Source organism: Methylophilus sp. (genome assembly GCF_052437885.1).
Classification (GTDB): Bacteria; Pseudomonadota; Gammaproteobacteria; order Burkholderiales; family Methylophilaceae; genus Methylophilus.
This window is the reverse complement of the sequence record NZ_JBQVPB010000013.1, coordinates 37,319-57,678: the sequence shown is the minus strand read 5'-3', so window position 1 is coordinate 57,678 and position 20,360 is coordinate 37,319. Positions and strand designations below refer to the sequence as shown.

At 53.8% G+C, this 20,360-nt stretch carries 16 protein-coding genes and 2 tRNA genes; 12 read left to right on the top strand and 6 right to left on the bottom strand.

What is annotated here, in order from left to right:
- Positions 1-127 precede the first annotated feature (127 nt).
- Positions 128-1,597: a sodium:solute symporter family protein gene (locus tag ACT6RZ_RS12790; RefSeq protein WP_444702485.1), complete on the top strand. Its 1,470-nt coding sequence runs from the start codon at positions 128-130 to the stop codon at positions 1,595-1,597.
- Between the two features lie 148 nt (positions 1,598-1,745).
- On the top strand, positions 1,746-3,224 hold the full coding sequence (locus ACT6RZ_RS12785) for a sensor domain-containing diguanylate cyclase (RefSeq protein WP_444702484.1): 1,479 nt from the start codon (positions 1,746-1,748) through the stop codon (positions 3,222-3,224).
- Between the two features lie 44 nt (positions 3,225-3,268).
- Here ACT6RZ_RS12785 and mutM read toward each other — a convergent pair whose 3' ends face one another.
- From mutM to ACT6RZ_RS12760, 5 genes are all read right to left on the bottom strand, one after another.
- The gene (gene mutM / locus ACT6RZ_RS12780) at positions 3,269-4,123 is read right to left on the bottom strand and encodes a bifunctional DNA-formamidopyrimidine glycosylase/DNA-(apurinic or apyrimidinic site) lyase (RefSeq protein ID WP_444702483.1); all 855 of its coding nucleotides are present in this window, start codon (positions 4,121-4,123) and stop codon (positions 3,269-3,271) included.
- A 5-nt stretch (positions 4,124-4,128) separates the two neighbouring features.
- Positions 4,129-5,037, bottom strand: coding sequence for a DUF4340 domain-containing protein (locus ACT6RZ_RS12775; protein ID WP_444702482.1), 909 nt, complete (start codon positions 5,035-5,037; stop codon positions 4,129-4,131).
- A 42-nt stretch (positions 5,038-5,079) separates the two neighbouring features.
- Positions 5,080-6,465, bottom strand: a complete 1,386-nt coding sequence (locus ACT6RZ_RS12770; RefSeq protein ID WP_444702481.1) for a GldG family protein — start codon at positions 6,463-6,465, stop codon at positions 5,080-5,082.
- 28 nt (positions 6,466-6,493) lie between these two features.
- Positions 6,494-7,237, bottom strand: a complete 744-nt coding sequence (locus ACT6RZ_RS12765; RefSeq protein WP_444702480.1) for an ABC transporter permease — start codon at positions 7,235-7,237, stop codon at positions 6,494-6,496.
- Between the two features lie 68 nt (positions 7,238-7,305).
- Positions 7,306-8,259 carry an ATP-binding cassette domain-containing protein gene (locus ACT6RZ_RS12760; protein WP_444702479.1) on the bottom strand — a complete coding sequence of 318 codons (954 nt, stop codon included), beginning with the start codon at positions 8,257-8,259 and terminating at the stop codon, positions 7,306-7,308.
- Between the two features lie 305 nt (positions 8,260-8,564).
- Here ACT6RZ_RS12760 and ACT6RZ_RS12755 point away from each other — a divergent pair, with 305 nt between their 5' ends.
- From ACT6RZ_RS12755 to pth, 8 genes are all read left to right on the top strand, one after another.
- Positions 8,565-10,271, top strand: coding sequence for a tetratricopeptide repeat protein (locus ACT6RZ_RS12755; protein ID WP_444702478.1), 1,707 nt, complete (start codon positions 8,565-8,567; stop codon positions 10,269-10,271).
- Positions 10,272-10,276: 5 nt separating this feature from the next.
- On the top strand, positions 10,277-10,903 hold the full coding sequence (lolB, locus tag ACT6RZ_RS12750) for a lipoprotein insertase outer membrane protein LolB (protein ID WP_444702477.1): 627 nt from the start codon (positions 10,277-10,279) through the stop codon (positions 10,901-10,903).
- Positions 10,904-11,009: 106 nt separating this feature from the next.
- Complete coding sequence (locus ACT6RZ_RS12745) at positions 11,010-12,425, top strand: carbonic anhydrase (RefSeq protein WP_444702476.1); 1,416 nt, start codon at positions 11,010-11,012, stop codon at positions 12,423-12,425.
- A gap of 51 nt (positions 12,426-12,476) precedes the next feature.
- Positions 12,477-13,352 (top strand): 4-(cytidine 5'-diphospho)-2-C-methyl-D-erythritol kinase, encoded by an 876-nt coding sequence (gene ispE / locus ACT6RZ_RS12740; protein WP_444702475.1) that lies wholly within the window; start codon positions 12,477-12,479, stop codon positions 13,350-13,352.
- Positions 13,353-13,389: 37 nt separating this feature from the next.
- A tRNA-Gln gene (locus ACT6RZ_RS12735) sits at positions 13,390-13,466 on the top strand.
- 126 nt (positions 13,467-13,592) lie between these two features.
- Positions 13,593-14,528, top strand: coding sequence for a ribose-phosphate pyrophosphokinase (locus tag ACT6RZ_RS12730; RefSeq protein ID WP_444702474.1), 936 nt, complete (start codon positions 13,593-13,595; stop codon positions 14,526-14,528).
- A gap of 151 nt (positions 14,529-14,679) precedes the next feature.
- Entirely contained in the window at positions 14,680-15,300 is a 621-nt protein-coding gene (locus ACT6RZ_RS12725) for a 50S ribosomal protein L25/general stress protein Ctc (protein ID WP_444702473.1), read from the top strand.
- Positions 15,301-15,428: 128 nt separating this feature from the next.
- On the top strand, positions 15,429-16,001 hold the full coding sequence (pth, locus tag ACT6RZ_RS12720) for an aminoacyl-tRNA hydrolase (RefSeq protein ID WP_444702472.1): 573 nt from the start codon (positions 15,429-15,431) through the stop codon (positions 15,999-16,001).
- A gap of 91 nt (positions 16,002-16,092) precedes the next feature.
- Here pth and ACT6RZ_RS12715 read toward each other — a convergent pair whose 3' ends face one another.
- A complete protein-coding gene (locus tag ACT6RZ_RS12715) occupies positions 16,093-18,825 on the bottom strand; it encodes a bifunctional diguanylate cyclase/phosphodiesterase (RefSeq protein ID WP_444702471.1) in 2,733 nt (910 codons plus the stop codon).
- Positions 18,826-19,077: 252 nt separating this feature from the next.
- On the opposite strand from ACT6RZ_RS12715, the gene ychF reads away from it, so the two are divergent.
- Together ychF and ACT6RZ_RS12705 are read left to right on the top strand one after the other, a co-directional pair.
- Positions 19,078-20,163 carry a redox-regulated ATPase YchF gene (ychF, locus tag ACT6RZ_RS12710; RefSeq protein ID WP_444702470.1) on the top strand — a complete coding sequence of 362 codons (1,086 nt, stop codon included), beginning with the start codon at positions 19,078-19,080 and terminating at the stop codon, positions 20,161-20,163.
- Between the two features lie 80 nt (positions 20,164-20,243).
- A tRNA-Met gene (locus ACT6RZ_RS12705) sits at positions 20,244-20,320 on the top strand.
- Positions 20,321-20,360: the final 40 nt, after the last annotated feature.

The following is a 20,360-nucleotide window of genomic DNA, read 5'->3' as shown; positions in this document are numbered from 1 at the left end:
CGCTAAATGCATGCCGGAAAAGCCTGAAAATCAGGCTTTTCTTATTTATCGGGTGAAAGAAACGCTACCTGGCAGGCAGTTTTGTTTTAAAATCTGCCGTTTGCAACGGCTATAAGGGAAACGGACAGTGCTGATCTGGTTTGTCATGGCGTATTTACTGGTCTCTATCGGCATAGGCCTGGTCGCTGCCAGAAACGTTCACAGCACCAAAGATTACGCAGTGGCGGGCCGCCATCTGCCGCTGCCGGTAGTCACCGCCACCGTGTTTGCCACCTGGTTTGGCGCCGAAGCGGTGTTTGGCGTCTCGGCCACCTTTGTGCGTGAAGGCCTGACCGGCATTGCCGCCGACCCGTTCGGTTCCAGCATGTGTCTGATCATTGCCGGTATCCTCTTCTCCAGCCGCCTGTACAAACTCAATATCCTGACCCTGGGTGACTTTTACCGCATGCGCTATAACCGCACGGTAGAGATACTCACCACTATTGCCATCGTGGTTTCCTACATGGGCTGGGTCGCGGCGCAGATCAAGGCGCTGGGCCTGATATTCAACCTGGTCAGCGATGGCTATATCTCTGAAGATCACGGCATGATAGTCGGCACCGTGATCGTACTCACCTACACCACCCTGGGCGGTATGCTGTCCGTCGCCATTCTCGATTTCGTGCAGATGATAGTCGTCATCGGCGGCCTGCTCTATATCGCCAGCATAGTGTCAGGCGAAACCGGCGGCGTCACCCCGGTGATAGAGCATGCGCGCAATGCCGGAAAACTGCATTTTTTCCCGCAATCGACCAACTGGAGCGTATGGCTGACCTTTCTCGGTGGCTGGCTGACCATGATGCTGGGCTCTATCCCGCAGCAAGATGTTTTTCAGCGTATCACTTCAGCCAAAACCGCCAATGTCGCCCTGTGGGGCTCACTGCTAGGTGCCAGCATTTATTTCTGTTTCACCTTTGTGCCGATGTTTATCGCCTATGCGGCCACCCTGATAGACCCGGCCACGTTTGGCGCACTGGTTGAATCCGACTCGCAACGGGTACTGCCGACGCTGGTGCTGACCCACACGCCACTGCTGGCGCAGGCGATCTTTTTTGGCGCGGTGCTGTCCGCCATCATGAGTTGCTCATCGGCGACCCTGCTCGCCCCTTCTGTCACCTTTGCCGAAAACGTGGTCAAGGGCTTTATGCCCGACATGAACGACCGTGCTTTCCTGCGCGTCATGCGCCTGTGCCTGGTCGGCTTTGCCGCCATGGTGCTGTTTTATGCATTACACTCGGAGCTATCCATTTTTGGCATGGTAGAAAGCGCCTACAAGATCACCCTGGCTGGCGCCTTTGTGCCGCTGGTGTTCGGCGCCTTCTGGAAGCGCGCGACCAGCCAGGGTGCGCTGGCTGCCATCATCCTCGGCGTAGGCAGCTGGGTACTGGTAGAAGTGCTGGTAGGTGAAGCTAGCCTGGTACCGGCGCAATTGCTGGGATTACTGGTTAGCGCCATCGCCATGGTGATAGGTTCATTACTGCCGCAAAAACTGGGCGGCAGCCCGCAAGCACCGCATGGATACCTGCATGAACATGCTTCACGCCGGCATGCCGACTAGCAGTTTGCCAGTAATAATATAAACTTCCATTGATTTCAATTGACCAATGGATGAATTACCGTTTAAACCAGTGATTGTTCCAGTTAATAAAAATGGGTGGCATTCTTGATAATGCCGGGAATCGTTTTTTCACGCAGCAAGTATCTCTATGGTAATTAACAAGCGCTTTTACATCATTATTCTTAGCGTCATTGTCTTGACGGGCTTTCTGGCGACCAGCCTGATCGGCTACTTTGTCGCCAAAGACTCGCTCACCGAGCGCCTGCAGCAAGAGATGCTGCCACTGACCAGCGATAATATCTACTCCGAGATCCAGCGTGACCTGTTGCAACCTTTGCTGATCTCTTCGCTGATGGCGAATGATGTATTCGTGTTTGACTGGGTCAACAATGGCGAAAAAGACGCCAGTAAAATGACCAGTTATCTGGCGCAGATCCAGAAAAAATATAACACCATCACCGCGTTCTTTATCTCGGAAAAATCCAGGCTTTACTATCACCCTAGCGGGGTGCTGAAAAAGGTCTCGGAAGCCCATGAGGACGAAAGCTGGTATTTTGAAGCCAAAAAATCGCATCATCCGTATGTCATCAATATCGATAGAGATACCGCAGACCAGCGCCGCTTAAGCATTTTTGTCAATTATCGCATCGAGGACAAATCCAACAACTTCATAGGCATCATAGGCGTGGGCCTGGCATTGCAATCGGTGGTGGAACTGATAGAGAACTACCAGAAACGCTACGGCCGCGAGATTTATTTTGTCAACCGCCAGGGCGAAGTCATGCTGCGCAGCAGCCAGTATCAATCCGAGCTGCACACCAAAAACAAGGCCGCGCTGGATAAAGCCTTTGTCAAAATACTGACTTCACCCAGTGCCTCTTTTTCATTGAAAACCGAGAGTGGCAGCACGCTATACCTCAATAGCAGGCTGGTACCCGAGTTTGACTGGTACCTGATCGTAGAACAGGTCAACGACCCGAGCTCTGACCGCATTGAAACCGCCTTCATCATCAATATGGCGGTGGCACTGGTGATCAGCGTGATCGTGCTGCTGCTGGCGCATATTGCCGTGCGTGGCTACCATGAAAGACTGGAAGCGATGGCCACCCAGGATAAACTGACCGGCGCGACCAGCCGCCAGGTGTTTGAGTTCTATTTCAAACAGGCTGTGTCACGCTGCCGGCGCAGAGACGAATCGCTTTCACTGGTGCTGCTGGATATAGACCTATTCAAGCTGATCAACGACAACTACGGCCATCAGGCCGGTGACCTGGTGCTGACCCGCATCGCACAGCTGATCAAATCGCATGTGCGTGAGGAAGATATCGTTTGCCGCTGGGGCGGTGAAGAGTTCCTGCTGCTATTGGCCGGCTGTGATCTGGACCGCGCCAGGGGCATCACCGAGATCATCCGTGCCGCAGTGGCCGGTTTGCAGTTCCACTTTAACAACCATGTCGTCCGGGTGACTATCAGTGCCGGGCTGGCCGAGATGCAGCAAAGTGAAGCTTTCGCGCAAGTGGTGGAACGCGCTGACCACCATCTTTATGAAGCCAAACATGCCGGGCGTAACTGCATCAAACCGGACGGCGATACCGATAGCGGATCAGGCTTGCTGCGCGCGGGCTGATGTAGACAAGTGTTGCAAAACTCAGCGCTGAATAAGAACGCGAGTCAGGCAAATGTGCGCGGCTGGCAGGTCGCGCAATAGAAAGTCGAACGCTGGCCTAACCTGATGCAGTTGATCAGCTGGCCACAGACACGGCAAGGCTCACCAGTGCGGCCATAGACATAATAGGTCTGCTGGAAATAGCCAGGGTTGCCATCGGCACCAAAAAAATCGCGCAAACTGCTACCGCCGGCTGCCAGCGCTGCCTGCAAGGTGGCCTTGATCTCCGCGACCAGTAACTCGCATTGCGCCAGCGTCAGCTTTTTGGCAGGCGTTTCCGGGTGGATACGCGCCCGGAATAAAGACTCACTGGCGTAGATATTGCCGACACCGACCACGATATGCGCATCCATGATGCCAGTCTTGATCGCCGCATTGCGTGACTTTAATTGCTGATGCAGGTAATGGCCATCAAAGGCAGCATCCAGCGGTTCCGGCCCCAGGCTGCTCAGCAAAGGGTGTAGCGCTGGCTCCTGGTCCAGCCACAGCACTGCGCCAAAGCGGCGCGGGTCGCGCAAGCGTATCACCCGCCCATCTTCAAACGCGATATCGACATGGTCATGCTTCTCGTGCGCGAAATAGCGTTCCAGCAGACACAAGCGCCCGGACATGCCCAAATGCAGTAACAGCACGCCCTGGCAGACCGGCTCGCCAGTGTCGCTGACATCGCCTATTTCGATCAGGATATATTTGGCCCGCCGCTTTAACTGCAACACCCGCTGGCCTTGCAGGCGCTGTGGCAGGTCGGCGGGGATAGGCCAGCGCAGGCCATGATGACGGATAGTGACTACACTGATGCGCGCGCCCTGTACCGGCAGCAGACCCAGGCGCGTGACCTCTACCTCGGGTAATTCAGGCATGGCGCTTATTTGCTCTTGGGGGCGTGGATATTCACCGGCGGGTTAACCATGGTGAAACCCGCATCATTGGGGAAGTGATAAATAATGCCTTCATCCGGGCGGGCCAGCAGATACTCCGGCGACTCCTGCATTTTATCAAAATGCACTTTTTTGCCGTCGCGCAGCAGCACTTCGAATGAAGGATAGGTTTGCCTGCGGTCCGGCGTGTACACTTCTACAGAAGTGGCCTGGGCTTGTGCCCAGGTAAAATCCAGCCACTCGTTCATCTCGTTCTGGGTCGGTTTGGCCCTGGGGTCATTGGCCGACCATTTGCCATCACTGGCCAGTTGCACCTTGAGTGCATTCTCTTCCCATTGTTCCAGATGCGCCAGGTCAAAGCCTGCCAGCTGCTTGCGCTCGGACGGGGATAGTGGCGTCTTGTCTATCATTTCAATCGCTTGTGTGCTTGCCGCCTCGCTATATTGCCCTGACAGCAAAAACACATGACCGGCATAGCCCACATATTGCTCTTCGCTGACCGGGTTGTGGGTGCCGAAACTGAACACATGCTCCCCCTGCTTGCCGGACAAAGTCACTCTTAACTCAGGTTGGTCCAGCCCGTATTTGGCTGGGTCCTGCAATGGCAGTTTGGTCGCGCTGGAAGCGGCAATGATAGACAGGGCACGCTGTACCGACATTTGATCGGCGCGGGCGGCATACGGCTTGCGCATCATCCAGTAAGCATCCTGCCGCTCAAACACCGTCGCTGCCTTGGCCGGGAATTCGATTTTCAATGACTGGGCATCGGCCATCTTGAGAGTAGACACCTCGAACCTGGGACTGGCGGCTTTTTCCTGCGGTTTCAGGTGCAGGAAAACCGCAATGCCGACCACCATTGCCAACAGCAACAGGTTCAATATCCATCTTTTTTTCATTGCAAGCGACTCCGTCCGCGATACGACTTTAACGATTCAAACTCAGGCTTTGCGGCGTTTCCACCACAAAAGCATCCCCGCAATCAGAATGACTACCGGCAATACATATTGCGTGCCATAGCCGACGATCAATGCGGCGATAGAGCCGGAAGGAATATTGATATTGATATCTTTCAATGGCATAGGCTGGATAGTGATCAGGCGGTCATCGCCTGCCAGCCAGTTGATGATATTGATACCCAGATCCAGATTGCCGCCATTGGTAATAAAGGTATTGGCCAGGAAATTGGCATTGCCTACCACCACCACGCGCTGCCCTTTTTTACCATATTGACGCTCCAGCGCCACGCCGATATTGATAGGGCCGGCTTTATCCTTGCCCTGGTCAAAACGCACTTTCAGGTTTTGCGCACCGGCAGGTATCTTGTCGGATTCCAGCCAGCCATTCTGCGCCACATCTATCAGTCGCCCGACTTTCCAGCCCAGGTCATCTGATGCGCGGCCATCGACTTCATGCGCTTCGGGAAACACCGTGCGTAACATAAAGTTGCGCGTGATAGGGTGATCGCCATATCTGTTGGCAAATGACATTTTCGGGTCAGCACCGTATTGCTCGGCGGTGCGGTCCACCACCATACCGGGTGACACTTTAATGCCCAGGTAGTCCGCCACTTCCTGCAAGCCGTGCAGGTTGTCGTCGTCCAGCAACCACAGCACATTGCCACCGGCTTCGATATAGGCTTTTATCTTTTTGGCTTCCACCGCGCTCACATCCACCTGCGGTGATGCGATCACCAGCATGGCACCGTTGGCTGGCACATCCTGGGCGATGGTCAGGTCCGGGTTGGCAAATTTAAAGCCTTTGCTCTCCAGCTGTTTGCCAAACTCGCCCAGGTCGTGGTTCTTGACGCCTTGCAGCAAGCGCTCGCCATGCCCATCCAGGTACATGACAGGCTGGTTATTGGTGCGCGACAGACGTACCAGCAGGTTAGTCATCTCCTGCTCGGCAAACGGTGGGTTAATGTGCTCGCTACGCTTGTTGTATTGCACTACGGTTTCGCCATCGACCTTGACACCCGCTTCCTGCGCCAGCTTGGGCTCTTCGGACGGGTTCACAAAGGTGATAAAGACATTTTTCTTTTCACGCTGGTAACGGGCGACGAAATCCAGCATGCCCTTGCGGAAAGTATCGCCATTGCTGGCATCATCCTTGGTGGCATAGACGGTGATATTGATATCACCCTCCATTTGCTTGAGCACATTGACGCTGCCCTGAGTCAGGATATTGCGGTTGGCCTGGGTGATATCCCTGGTCCAGCGGTATTGGCTGGCTAGATAGCCCAACATGACCACCAGGGCCAGAAACACCAGCACAAACATCCAGTTTTGTGCCAGCAGCTGCAATCTTAACTTACGATTAATTTTCATAATGCTTTCAAACTTCAATCAGTGCGCGTTAACCGCGCAGACGATCTGCATCCAGGCGACGGATGGTCAATGTCAAAAATGTCACGATAAACAATATAAAGAAGGCCAGGTCAGCCGTATCGATCAGCCCGCTGGCAAACGATTGGAAATGCGTGGAAAAAGAAAACTGGCCAGCGATATTGCTGGGGTCATTGGCGAAAAAACGTCCGAGTATCATCAATATAAAAGAAAAGATAAAACTCAGGATGCCGGCAATAATAGGCTGCGAAGTCAGGCTGGAGAAGTAGATCCCCAGTGCACAGAAACTGCCTACCAGCAAAAACAGGCCTATGGTATTCGCCACAATGTAGCCAAAATCAATATCCGACCACAGGTTCAGGGTAGACAGCATCAGCCCTATATACAGAATGAGAGTGGCCAGAAAAGCCATCAGACCTAAAAACTTGCCGACGACGATGTCGGTGATCGATAGCGGCGAGCTGAACAAAAATGGCATGGTCTGGCTACGGCGCTCTTCCGCGATCAGGCGCATGGAAAGCAAGGGCACTGCGAACAGCATGATAAAAGAGGCCGACCCATACACGCTCTGCGAGACCGCCTGCGTGATGCCAAACCGCTCCGCCGGGCGGATGGCGCCGGAGGCGACATCCAGGTAGTCAGTCACGCCATTGGAGAAGTAATTACCAAACAGGGCGGCGATCACCGCCAGGATGATCCACCCCATCGGTGAGGCGAACATGCTCTGGAGTTCTTTTCTTGCAATATTCAACATTGGAGGTCTTTCAACTTTAATTAGGCTTGCGACATGTAGGCAACATTAGCTGAGCAGACACAGTCAGCTTAAGCCGCCTGAGGCAGTTCAGGCGGCGTAATGGCGTCATGATAGGTGAGCTGGACGAACACGTCTTCCAGGCTGGTCTGGTCAGGCGCGATATGATACAGGCCCCAGCCATGTTGCACCGCCGCCTGCACGATGGCCTCGTGAGGCTGGCTGCCTTCCTGAAAGCGGAGTCGCCATAAACCATCGGCCGCTTCGACCTCTGCCACACCGGCGATCGCCAACAGTTGCGCGATATCCGGTGACTGACGCAAACCGACCAGCAGCTTGTTGCCTATGCGCTGTTGCTTGAGCACATCGATACCGCCATTGAACACCAGCTGACCTTTATCAATGATCTGCACATGGTCGCACACCATTTCCACTTCCGGCAGGATATGGGTAGACACGATCACACTGTGTTCCTGGCCTATCTCCTTGATCAGGGCGCGGATATCGCGGATCTGGATAGGGTCCAGGCCTACGGTGGGTTCATCCAGGATCACCACCATAGGGTTATGAATAATGGCCTGGGCGATGCCCACGCGCTGCTGGTAACCGTTGGACAGGTTCTCGATCAGGCGCTTGCTCATATGCGTCAGACCACAACGCTCTTTGGCATGCTCAACCGCTTTTTTAATATGCTTGCCGGCGACATTGTGCAGGCGTGCGGCAATGGTCAGGTATTCGTCTACTGTGAATTCTTTATACAAGGGGCGCATCTCGGGCAGGTAGCCTATCAGGGCCTTGGCCTCTTTCGGGCTTTCTATCATATCGATGCCACAGATTTTGACACTGCCGGCACTTGGTGCAAGATTACCGGTCAGCATCTTCATGGTAGTGGATTTACCGGCGCCGTTCGGGCCCAGAAAACCTAACACCTGCCCTTGCTGCAGGCTGAAAGTCACATCGCTCACCGCGGCGCGACCGCCATAAAAACGGGTTAACTCAATTGCTTCTACTGTCAAATTTGCCATAATTCTTCCACACACTTGCTGACTCGGGCATACCTGGAACTGATGCTAGTGACCGGCAGAATTCAATACCTGTCAGTAAATCCCAGAGTAAATTCCTAGACAAAGTTTTCACCAAAAAGTTATAGTGACATACACGACGTTTTAACCTGCATCAAGACGCCAATTACAATTCAGTTACAAATCGCACATTATGGATGAACTTGCACCAACTGTCACGGACTAAACTAAAATTCAACCTCACTTTAGCCCGCTTAGGGGCAGTCTCTGCAACCGCCATTACCAGACTTATTAAACAGGAATTCAGTATGCCTCAAACCAGCCATTTCAAGCTCAAACCTACCTTATTGCGCCGCCCGGCGCTGGCGCTGTGGCTTGCGTTAATGGTAACCCCGGCCTGGTCTGCGAGCAGCACCGCCACCATGACCACGCCGACTGCAGAATTCGTCTACAAATACCTGCTGGGTGAAGTGGCCGCCCAGCGCGGTGAGTTCGTGCTGGCCAGCCAGCTGTTCCTCGATCTAGCCAAGCAGACACGCGACCCGTTACTGGCTGAGCGCGCCACACAGGCGGCGACCATCGCCCGCGCACCGCAACTGGCCCTGCCTTCGGCAGAACTGTGGTCAGAGCTGCTGCCTGACTCTATCCCCGCCGCGCAAGCAGCCAGCCAGTTGCTGATCGCCAATGGCGAACTGAAAAAAGCGGTGCCTAACATACAGAAGGTGCTGGCAGATGAGCGCATACGCCCGAATGCCTTTATGGAACTCAACAGCCTGATGATGCGCGTGACTGATAAAAACAGCGTGCTGGAAACCATACAACTGCTGGCCAAGCCTTACCCTAAACTGCCGGAAGCCCACTTTGCCATCTCGCAGGCGGCCTACTTCGCCCGCAATGAATCCTTGATGGAAAAAGAGCTGAAACAAGCTTCCAAGCTGCGTCCAGGCTGGGAAGCCCCGGCGCAGATCCGCGGCCAGATGCTGAGCGAGAAAGACCCGCAAAAAGGCATCGCCTACTATCGCGAGTTCCTCAATGCGCACCCCGATGCTGACCAGATCAGACTGGCACTGGCGCGCACCCTGCTCATCCAGAAAAACACCACCGATGCCAAAGTCGAGTTCACCAAACTGGTGGAAAGACACCAGAACAACCCGGAAATGAATGTCATTGTCGGCCTGCTGGCACTGGATGCCAAAGAATATGAGTTTGCCGACCGCTATCTGCAACATGCACTGGACGTAGGCTTTAAAGAGCCTAACCGCATCTACTTTAATTTAGGCCGTTCGGCTGCAGAACAGCACGATGATGCGCGTGCCCTGCAATGGTTCGACAAGATAGGCGATGGCGAGCAGTACCTGGCCGGCCGGCTGGCGGCCGCTTCCATCATCTCGCGCCGTGATGGTGTCGATGCTGCGATCGCCATGCTGGATAACGTCAATGGCTTAAGCGCCGAGCAGCAGACGCTGGTGATGCAGAACCAGGCCCTGATGCTCAACCAGGCCAAACGCACTGACGAAGCCTATGCCCTGCTGGAAAAAGCGGTGCAGAAGTATCCTGACAGCCCTGAGCTCTTATATGATTACGCGCTGAATGCAGAGCGCGTGGGCAACTTCAAGGCGATGGAAGACACCTTGAACAAAGTCATCAAGATGAAGCCGGATTTTGCTGCTGCCTATAATGCGCTGGGTTATTCCTATGCTGACCGTAACATCAACCTGGTTGAAGCCAAAAACCTGATTGAAACGGCAACCAGGCTCTCCCCAGAAGATCATTACATCATGGATAGCCTGGGCTGGGTTTACTACCGATTAGGCGACATCGGCCATGCCATTGAACAATTACGTCGCGCCTACGCTATCCAGCAAGACCCGGAAATCGCCGCGCATCTGGCCGAAGTGTTGTGGAAACAGGGTCAGCATGAAGAAGCCAAGCAGATCCTGGATAAGGCACTGTCTGCCAACCCTGATAACGAAGTGCTGGCCTCCACCGCGCAAAAACTGAAATCCAAGCTGTAATGCACATGCTGCACCTGGCTACGCCCCTGACTTGGGGCAGAATGGCGGCTACCTGCCTGTTAGCGATGACGCTGGCTGCCTGTAGCACGCTGCCCAAACCACCCGTGAGCCAGACCGCCAATAGTGCTGCGCAGCAACGCATGCAGAGCCTGGCGGCCGTGCAGCAGTTCTCGCTGCAAGCCAAGCTGGCGGTGCAATACAGCGGCAAAGGCTATACCGCCAGGCTGGAGTGGCAACATACAGGGCAGGAAGATCATATGCGCATCTTCAGCCCGCTGGGGCAACAGGTGGCATTGATACATCGCACCGCGCAATCGGTGACGCTGACCGACCAGAATGGCAAGCAGCACCATGCCAACGATGTCGCCAGCCTGACCGAGAGTCTGCTGGGCTGGCGCCTGCCGCTGGCAGGCCTGAGCCAGTGGATACTGGGTATCCCGCATGGTGCCAGCCCTTACCAGGCCAGCTATCTCGCCAGCGGTGAACCCGTCACGCTGACGCAGGACGACTGGCGTATCGAATATGAGGATTACCAGGCCGCAACCCTGAATGGCACTCCTGCCTCGCTACCCTACACCACCCGTTTGCAACAGCAGGACGTCAGGCTGAAACTGGTGATTCAGCACTGGTAAGCCAGGCTGGCATCGGATACAGCCACCAGGCCAGGCTGCATATGGCTTGCCGTGATAGGCTGCGTTTTTAACTAAAGATTCAGCACCAGCTGTCGATAATGGCACTATGAGCCGTTATCTGTTTTCACTCACTTACTCCCGTTTTTGGCTAGCCTCCAGCCTGCTGATAGTCGCCTGCCTGCGCCCTGTGGATGTGCAAGCCGCGCAATGGCTGTCTATCAAAAAAACAGATAACAACCAGCTGATGGTCGACAAACAATCGCTGGTGGAAGAAAAAGCCTATATCAAAGCCTGGGTAAAAGTGGATTACAGCCAGCCACAGAAAAATGTGGAATCGGTAGACCGTGTGTATAACCACGCCAAAGCCTTGTGGTATTTTGACTGCGCCAAGCGTAAAGCCGCGACCATACAGGTATTCCAGTACGATCAGGGCGAGCTGGTCTATTCCGCAGGCACCAGCCTTAAACAGGCGGATTTCATAGAGCCATTACCTGATTCCGAAGTAGAGATCACCCAGCAATATGCCTGCAAATGGCAAGCCAAGGAAAAACAGCGCGCGGAAGCCATTGCCAAGCGTGCCGCCAACCCTATCCAGCCTGCCGTTGCCAGCGATAAAGATAAACCGGCGGCGCCTAACAGCGTAGCCGAGCCAGCCGCCGCCACGCCGGCCGAGGCCAGCGCTGCGGACAAGACAGAGGAAAAAGCGCAAGGCAAGAATGCCAGCGCAAGCAAGCCGGACACAGAAAAACCTGCAGCCACAACGCCTGCAAGCAAAGACCCTGCGACTAAAAAGGCTGAGCCAGCTGCGGCAGCGCCTGGCAAAGACAAACCGGGCAAAGGCGATAAAGAGGATAAATCCTGGGCCTATAGTGGTGCCCGCGGCCCCGAGAAATGGGGCAGCCTGAACCCTGACTATGCCGTGTGTAACGCTGGCAGCCAGCAATCACCTATCAATGTAGACAACACCATTACCGCAGCGCTCAAGCCTATCAAACGCTTGCAGAAATTCCCGCTCAAGAACATCGCGCTCAAAGATCATAGCCTGATCCTGGATGCGGGCAGCGGCAACATGATGGTGCTGGATCAAAAGCCATACCAGTTGAAATACATCAGCGTGCATGCGCCTTCCGAGCACCAGATCAAACAGAAATCCTATGCCGCAGAACTGCAGATGGTGCATGAGGACAAAGCCGGCCATCGCGTGATCATTGCCGTGATGCTGGAAGAAGGCGCGGCCAACAGCACCATAGACACGCTGCTGAACAGTATTCCTAAAGAAAAAGAGCAAAGCAAGGCATTGGCTATCCGCGTCACACCGGCAGACCTGATGCCGGCAAAACCGGCTTACTACCGCTATACCGGCTCGCTGACTTCGCCGCCCTGCACCGAAGGCGTACAGTGGATCATCATGAAAGAAGCACTGAAAATATCCAAAGGGCAACTGACCAGTCTGCAGCAGGCGATAGGCGAACCTAACTTGCGCCCGCTACAGGATAGCCAGGGCCGCATGATCCTGGAATAGCAGTCACTACATTGATGCTTTAACTGCGCACGCATGCTTTACAATAGCGGCATGGACGCCTGCCTATTTTTCGCCCCGTGCAAACTCAATCTGTTTTTACATATCACCGGCCGCCGTGCAGATGGCTACCATGCCTTGCAAAGCATCTTCCTGCTGCTGGACCACGGCGACGACCTGCATATCCGGCTGCGCAGCGACGGGCAACTGCTGCTGCAAAACCCGCTGACTGGCGTAGCGCCGGAAAATGACCTCATCATACGTGCCGCGCGTGCCTTGCAGACAGCAAGCGGCTGCCAGCTGGGGGCAGAGATCCATTGCACCAAGCGCACCCCCATGGGTGGCGGCCTGGGCGGTGGCAGCTCGGATGCGGCGACTGTGCTGCTGGCCCTTAATCAATTATGGCAATTAGGCTATAGCCGCCAGCAACTGATGCAGATAGGCCTGACCCTGGGTGCCGATGTGCCGGTATTTATCTTCGGCCAGCCGGCCTGGGCAGAAGGCGTAGGCGAACAGCTGTCTGCGGTCGCCTTAGCGCCCGAAATCATGGATAAATACTACGTGGTGATCACCCCGCAGGTACAGGTTCCAACGGCAGAAATATTTGCACATCAAGCATTGACAAGAGATTCAAAACCATTGAGAATAGCGGACTTTTCAAACGGCGCTAATTCCAGCGCGTTCTGGCAGCAAACCAGAAACGATATGGAAGCAGTCGTTTGCGCACTCTACCCTGAAGTTAACAATACGTTGGCCTGGTTAAAACAATACGGCGATGCCCGCATGAGTGGTTCCGGCGCTTCAGTATTCATTGCGGTAGACAGCGCAGAAAAAGCAGATGAATTGATTGCAAATAGACCAGAAAACACTTCTGGTTTTTGGGCAAAAGGGTTAAAATACCATCCGCTTTTCAGCTCGGCGAAAGATTAAGTCGCCCGGCCTGTAAAGCGGTTGTAAGACAAGTTTTTGGGGAGTCGCCAAGCTGGTTAAGGCACCGGATTTTGATTCCGGCATGCGAAGGTTCGAATCCTTCCTCCTCAGCCAAATATAAGCGTGTAGATTTAACGATTTACACGCTTAAATTTTTTGTAGATTCCTGTCTCTTGACAGGAATTCGGGTTTTAAGACATCGTTTTCGCTGAAAAGGGTACAACGTTGAGTAACGCCAACATGATGGTTTTTACCGGCAATGCCAATCCGGTACTGGCACAAGAAGTCGCCACACATTTGGGCATTGAACTAGGGCGCGCAGATGTTGGCCGTTTTTCAGATGGTGAGATCATGCTCGAGCTGCTGGAGAATGTACGTGGCCGCGATGTATTCGTGCTGCAATCTACCAGCTACCCGACCAATGACAGCCTGATGGAAGTGATGGTGATGGTAGATGCATTGCGTCGCTCATCGGCCGGACGTATCACCGCAGCGATCCCGTATTTAGGTTATTCGCGTCAGGACAGACGCCCGCGCTCTGCCCGGGTGGCGATCACCGCCAAAGTCGTGGCCAACATGCTGACCAGCGTCGGTGTCAACCGGCTGCTGACCATGGATCTGCACTCAGACCAGATCCAGGGCTTTTTTGATATCCCGGTGGATAACATTTACGCCACGCCTATCCTGCTGGATGACCTGGTGCAACAAAAGCATGAGAACTTGGTGGTAGTGTCACCGGACGTGGGTGGTGTGGTACGTGCACGCGCTGCGGCAAAACAGTTGAATGCCGACCTGGCGATCATCGATAAACGTCGCCCGAAAGCCAACGTGGCCAAGGTGATGAATATCATTGGTGAGGTCGAAGGCCGCACCTGTGTCATCATGGATGATATGGTGGATACGGCAAACACCCTGTGTGAAGCCGCCGCTGCGCTTAAAAACCAGGGCGCGTTAAAAGTGGTCGCTTACGCCACACACCCGGTGTTATCCGGCGGTGCAGGCGAGCGCATCATGGCTTCCGAGCTGGATGAGCTGGTAGTGACCAACACCATCGCCCTGAATGCCAATGCACAGAATTGCCCCAAGATACGCCAATTGAGTGCTGCCACCCTGCTGGCAGAAACCATCAAACGTATCAGCCAGGAAGAATCGGTTTCTTCATTATTTATGGATTGAATCCATAAATCAGATAAGATGGCCTGGATTAAGAATCCATAAATCAAATTAAATGGCCTGGATTTAAAGCTTAGTTTTACACCACCAGCTGGTCGCGGCGGGTGGATTTTAGTGTAGTGCCACCATTTATGGTGTTTTTAGGAGTTCTCAAATGAGTATCGAAATTAAAGCCGTCAAACGTGACGTTAAAGGTACGGGTGCGAGCCGCCGCCTGCGTCGCGCTGGCAGTGTGCCAGGTGTAGTGTATGGTGGTGACAAGCCTGCTGTCTCCATCGAGTTTGATCACAAAGCATTGTTTCTGGAGTTCCGCCACGAAGCTTTCCACGCTTCTATCCTGAGCCTGGTTCTGGATGGCAAAGCAGAAAGCGTGTTACTGCGTGACTACCAACTGCACCCGGTGCGCAATACGATTCAGCACATCGACTTCCAGCGTGTGTCTGCTTCAGAAAAAATCCACGTTAAAGTGCCGTTCCACTTTGTGAATGAAGATGCAGCGCCTGGCGTAAAACTGGGTGGCGGTAGCATCTCTCACATTCAGACTGAAGCTGATATCAGCTGCTTGGCAAAAGACCTGCCAGAGTTTATCGAGATCGATCTGAGCAACCTGGAAACAGGCCACTCAGTACACTTGTCCGAAGTTAAACTGCCTAAAGGCGTTGAGTTCGTACAACTGGCACACGGTGACGACGCAGCGATCGCAACGATTCTGAAACCACGCGGTGGTGACGATTCAGCGGCAGCTGAAACACCAGAAGCACCAGCAGCGGAATAATCGGCCATACTGGCGATTTAACGCTAAAATAAACGCGCACAACCTTGTGCGCGTTTTTTTATGGCTGACGCTTTTTTAGAGCAGCACATTATTAATGATCAAAGACTCAATGATTAAAGACTAAGGGCATGAGCGGCATCAGATTAATCGTAGGCCTGGGCAATCCGGGCGAAAAATACAGCATGACCAGGCACAATGCCGGCTTCTGGCTGGTCGACTTACTGGCGCAACAATCGTCCAGCCGGCTGACTGCCGAGGCCAGGCTGTTTGGCATTGCCGGCAAATGGGCTCCGCACAGTGATAAATGGCTGCTCAAACCGGGCACCTTTATGAATGCCAGCGGCAAATCCGTAGCTGCCATCGCCAACTATTACAAGATCACCCCGGCCGGGATCCTGGTGGTTCATGATGAGCTGGACCTGCCACCGGGCCAGGCCAAGCTGAAATTTGGCGGCGGCCATGGCGGGCATAATGGCCTGCGCGATATCCATGCTGCCTTGAGTACACCAGAATACTGGCGCCTGAGGATAGGCATAGGCCACCCTGGCAACAAGGCAGAAGTGGTGAACTTTGTGCTGAAAGCGGCGGGTAAAGATGAACAGCAGGCGATTGATGACAGCATCATCAAATCCACCAGCGTGACTGACCTGCTCGCACAAGGCCAGTTTGAAAAAGCCATGCTGCAATTGCACAGCAAATAAAAAAGGGCGCAATGTGCGCCCTTTTGCCATAGTCAGTGGCCATAGTATCTGTCTAAGTCACGATTTAAAACCTATACCTTAACCGCTAATGTCAGCGCATGGTCACGCCGGTAGGCTGTTGCTGCCATTGTTGCACCCAGGCGGCAAAATCATCAGGCGGCAATGGCCGCGAGAAATAAAAGCCCTGGCCGTGGTCGCAGCCCATGTCACGCAGTATCTCCAGCTGGCGCTGGTTTTCAATGCCTTCGGCGATCACCTGCATGCCCAGGCTATGCGCCATCATGATAATGGCGCGACACAAGGCCTCGTCTTCACTTGAAGTGCCCAGTTCACCGACGAACGAGCGGTCTATCTTGACATAATCGATGGGGAATTTCTTTAAGTAAGACAAGGCAGAATAGCCGGTGCCAAAATCATCCAGTGCCACCTGCACACCCGCCTGCTGGTATTTCGCCAGCCGCTCGCTGACTTGCGTATTGGCATCCAGCAATAACCGCTCGGTGATCTCAACCACCACCATATTGCGCTCACTGCTGCCATGCAGAATATCTTTTAACCAGTCGCGCTGCCTTTTATATTCAGCAGCAAACTGCACCGGCGACTTGTTGATCGCCACCTGAAAATCCGGATTCAACGCTGTGCGCCACTGGCGGCACTGCTCGATCGCAGTCTTGAATACCCATTCGCCTATAGGTACGATCAGCAGGGTATCTTCCGCAATACAGATAAACTCCATGGGCGGGATCACGCCTTTGACCGGGTGTCGCCAGCGTATCAAGGCTTCAGCTTTGAGCACGGCATTGGTTTGCAGATTCACCACCGGCTGATATTCAAGAAAGAACTGCTGGCCGTTGATCGCCATATGCAGGTCATGCGATAACTGCATGCGCCGCTCAGCCTGCTCCTGCATGCGCGGCGTGAAATAGGTGAAGCAATTACCGCCTTTTTGCTTGGAGGCATACATGGCCTGGTCTACCCGCTTCATCAGGTCATCTTTATTGCTGGCGTCATCGGGAAAGATCGCGATACCCAGGCTGGCGGCCACATAGGCGTGCGTATGCTCCAGCTTGAACGGCTCAGATAAACTATCAATGACTTTCTGCGCCAGATCTTCTACATAGCCGGCATGCGCATTGCTCAGCATCAATACAAACTCGTCGCCGCCCAGGCGCGCGACCTGGCCATTCTCATCCAGACAATGCGTCAAGCGCTGCCCGGCCTGTTGCAACAGGCGGTCGCCCTGGTCATGCCCTTGCGAGTCGTTCACTTCTTTAAAACGGTCGAGGTCGAGAAAGATGATCGCCACTTTGTGATTATTGTGTTTGACCTGCCGCAATTGCTGGTCCAGCCGCTCAAAGAACATGCGGCGATTAGGCAGCCCGGTCAATGTGTCGACATTGGCGTATTGCCAGATCACCTCTTCTGACTGCTTGATCTTGGAGATATCGGCCAGGGTACCCAGCAGGCGTATGGACATGCCATCTTCGTCGCGCTTGAACACCATGCCACGGTCAAATACCCATTTCCAGCTGCCGTCTTTGCACGCCATGCGATATTCCATCGCATAATGGTCGCGCTCGCCGCTCAGTACCTGTTGCAGCATGGCCATCGCCGCCGGGTAGTCGTCCTCATGGATCCGTTTATGCCAGCTGGCGGGCTGATGATCGAACTCATGCGGCAAAAAGCCGAGCATGCTTTTCCAGCGGTCTGAATACACAATGCGCGATTCAGGCACATACCAATCCCACAGGCCATCACCGGTACTTTCCAGCGCCAGCATCCAGCGCTGCTCGCTGGTGTTGAATTCCTGGTTGAATTTCTCTAACGCCAGCTGGGTCTGGCTGCGCGTCACGGCGAAATAGGCGATCCCGCCCAGCAAGGCACTCAGAAAGATGCCCAGCAAACCGATGCGGTTTGCATCACTGTAATCGATCGCTGCCTCGAACGCAGGGGTGGAACGGGCGCGCAGGCTCCACACCTGGTCATTGATATTCAGCGCATGCGACATGCTGTAAATCGCCGAGATATCATGCAAACTCAGCTCGTCCTGGCTGTGATACAACGGGGTCTGCCCGCGCCCGCGCATCTGGTCAAACACATCAAAATGTAATTGTTGCTGCTCGGTCGCTTGCAGGGCTTCGTGCAAAAAAGCGCTGACATCAAAACGCAAGAAAACCCAGCCATTCAACATGCTTCTACGCGCGCCCGCCGGGATCTCCATCCGCTTGCCGCGATACACCGGGGCATGCAGCACATAGTTTTTCTGCGTGGGGCTAAGCGTATCCACCATAGAATGCGTAGACATCACCAGCTGCCCGCTATCGCCAGCCGTCAGCAGATCGTCACGTATCAAGGCATTGTCAAAAGTATCTTTGAGCAATATTTCGCGGTTGTTATTGTTGCGCGGTTCTACATATAAGACCGGGGCGACTTCCTCGGCGCCGGGCGCATACCTCCCCTGCCTGAGCAACTGCTGTATAGGCATATCCAGGTGTTTAAAGGTATCGGGGTGTTGCAGGTGTATGTATTTGATAAAACCGATGGCGCTTAAACTGCCGCTCTCTGGCCGTTCAGTAAAATCATCGACATACAGCTTGAATTCATAGGCAGACACATGCTCGGAGGAAGTGTAGAGCTGCTCTACACCTTTAAGCACCTGGCGATAAGCATCAATGCGGTGGTGTATCTCCTCGCTGGCAGAGATCACCAGTTGCCTGAACTGGATCTCCTGTAATTCCTCAGCATGGTGGCGCTCGCTCATCCACAGCAAAAACGTGGTCAGCACCGCCCCTGAAAAGATCACCCCGGCGATCCAGCGCGACATTAGGAGCTGCCGCAGCGATGCCATATCGAAAAGAAACATTTCTCATCCTTATCCAGGAAGATGCATGACAGCATTTATTATGCCCCCACTCTCATGCGATGTATATTGTAATAAACCTGCCTGCCGCCCTCATAATACCGGGCGATTGCAAGATACTTTTGTTGTATTTGTGTACTAACGGTAAAATATCACTTTTATTCAATGCCAGCCGCAAAAACTTGCGCGGCAGCACATACTGAAAGTCACTCCATTATGAAATGCGGTATCGTCGGCCTGCCAAACGTAGGCAAATCCACCCTGTTCAATGCGATCACCAAAGCCGGTATCGCCGCAGAAAACTACCCTTTCTGTACCATAGAACCCAACGTCGGCATCGTTGAAGTGCCGGATACCCGATTGCAACCGCTGATAGACCTGGTCAAACCGCAAAAAGTACAACCAGCGATCGTGGAATTTGTGGATATTGCCGGCCTGGTCGCCGGTGCCTCCAAAGGCGAAGGCCTGGGCAACAAATTCCTTGCCAACATTCGCGAGACCGACGCCATCGCCCACGTCGTGCGCTGTTTTGAAGACGGCAACGTCATACACGTTTCCGGCAAGGTAGACCCGCTGGCCGATATTGAAGTCATCAACACCGAGCTGGCGCTGGCCGATATGGAAACCGTAGAAAAAACTCTGCAGCGCGAAGGCAAAAAAGCCAAAAGTGGCGACAAGGAAGCCATCGCCCTGGTGAAGGTGCTGGATAAAGTGCTGCCTTGCCTCAACGAAGCCAAAGCAGTACGCACATTGAACCTGGATGCCGACGAACTCAACCTGATCAAGCCCTTGTGCCTGATCACCGTCAAACCAGTCATGTACATCACCAACGTGATCGAAAACGGTTTTGAAAACAACCCGCACCTGGACAAAGTGCTGGCCCTGGCAAAAACCGAAAAAGCCCCGGTCGTCACCATCTGCGCCAAAATCGAAGGCGAGATCTCCGAACTGGAGGAAGAAGACAAACTGCTGTTTCTGGAAGAACTCGGCCAGGAAGAGCCAGGCCTCAACCGCGTCATCCGCGCCGCCTATGATCTGCTGGGCCTGCAAACCTACTTTACCGCCGGCGTGCAGGAAGTTCGCGCCTGGACCGTGAAAAAAGGTGCCACTGCCCCGCAAGCTGCTGGCGTCATCCACACCGACTTTGAACGCGGCTTTATCCGTGCCGAAGTGATCGCCTACAACGACTACGTGCAATACAAAGGTGAAAAAGGCTCGCAGGAAGCCGGCAAAATGCGTCTGGAAGGCAAAGAATACATCGTGCAGGATGGCGATGTCATGCACTTCAGGTTTAATGTCTAATTAACCGAAAAGACCACGAAACTATATAAACCAATGTTGTCGTCGCCAGACACAACTGCTATAATCGCGGTCTTTCAAATGGTGATGTAGCTCAGCTGGTTAGAGCACAGGATTCATAATCCTGGGGTCGAGGGTTCAAGTCCCTCTTTCACCACCAAAATTCAAATAAGCCATTGATTTAACGTCAATGGCTTATT

Excerpts from the sequence above, each read along its gene's own strand:
- lolB (WP_444702477.1), top strand. The coding sequence starts at position 10,277 with ATGCTGCACCTGGCTACGCCCCTGACTTGGGGCAGAATGGCGGCTACC.
- pth (WP_444702472.1), top strand. The coding sequence starts at position 15,429 with ATGAGCGGCATCAGATTAATCGTAGGCCTGGGCAATCCGGGCGAAAAA.
- ispE (WP_444702475.1), top strand. The coding sequence starts at position 12,477 with ATGGACGCCTGCCTATTTTTCGCCCCGTGCAAACTCAATCTGTTTTTA.
- ACT6RZ_RS12770 (WP_444702481.1), bottom strand. The coding sequence starts at position 6,465 with ATGAAAATTAATCGTAAGTTAAGATTGCAGCTGCTGGCACAAAACTGG.
- ACT6RZ_RS12715 (WP_444702471.1), bottom strand. The coding sequence starts at position 18,825 with ATGTCGCGCTGGATCGCCGGGGTGATCTTTTCAGGGGCGGTGCTGACC.
- ACT6RZ_RS12760 (WP_444702479.1), bottom strand. The coding sequence starts at position 8,259 with ATGGCAAATTTGACAGTAGAAGCAATTGAGTTAACCCGTTTTTATGGC.
- ACT6RZ_RS12785 (WP_444702484.1), top strand. The coding sequence starts at position 1,746 with ATGGTAATTAACAAGCGCTTTTACATCATTATTCTTAGCGTCATTGTC.
- ACT6RZ_RS12765 (WP_444702480.1), bottom strand. The coding sequence starts at position 7,237 with ATGTTGAATATTGCAAGAAAAGAACTCCAGAGCATGTTCGCCTCACCG.
- ACT6RZ_RS12730 (WP_444702474.1), top strand. The coding sequence starts at position 13,593 with ATGATGGTTTTTACCGGCAATGCCAATCCGGTACTGGCACAAGAAGTC.
- ACT6RZ_RS12755 (WP_444702478.1), top strand. The coding sequence starts at position 8,565 with ATGCCTCAAACCAGCCATTTCAAGCTCAAACCTACCTTATTGCGCCGC.
- ACT6RZ_RS12725 (WP_444702473.1), top strand. The coding sequence starts at position 14,680 with ATGAGTATCGAAATTAAAGCCGTCAAACGTGACGTTAAAGGTACGGGT.
- mutM (WP_444702483.1), bottom strand. The coding sequence starts at position 4,123 with ATGCCTGAATTACCCGAGGTAGAGGTCACGCGCCTGGGTCTGCTGCCG.
- ACT6RZ_RS12775 (WP_444702482.1), bottom strand. The coding sequence starts at position 5,037 with ATGAAAAAAAGATGGATATTGAACCTGTTGCTGTTGGCAATGGTGGTC.
- ychF (WP_444702470.1), top strand. The coding sequence starts at position 19,078 with ATGAAATGCGGTATCGTCGGCCTGCCAAACGTAGGCAAATCCACCCTG.
- ACT6RZ_RS12745 (WP_444702476.1), top strand. The coding sequence starts at position 11,010 with ATGAGCCGTTATCTGTTTTCACTCACTTACTCCCGTTTTTGGCTAGCC.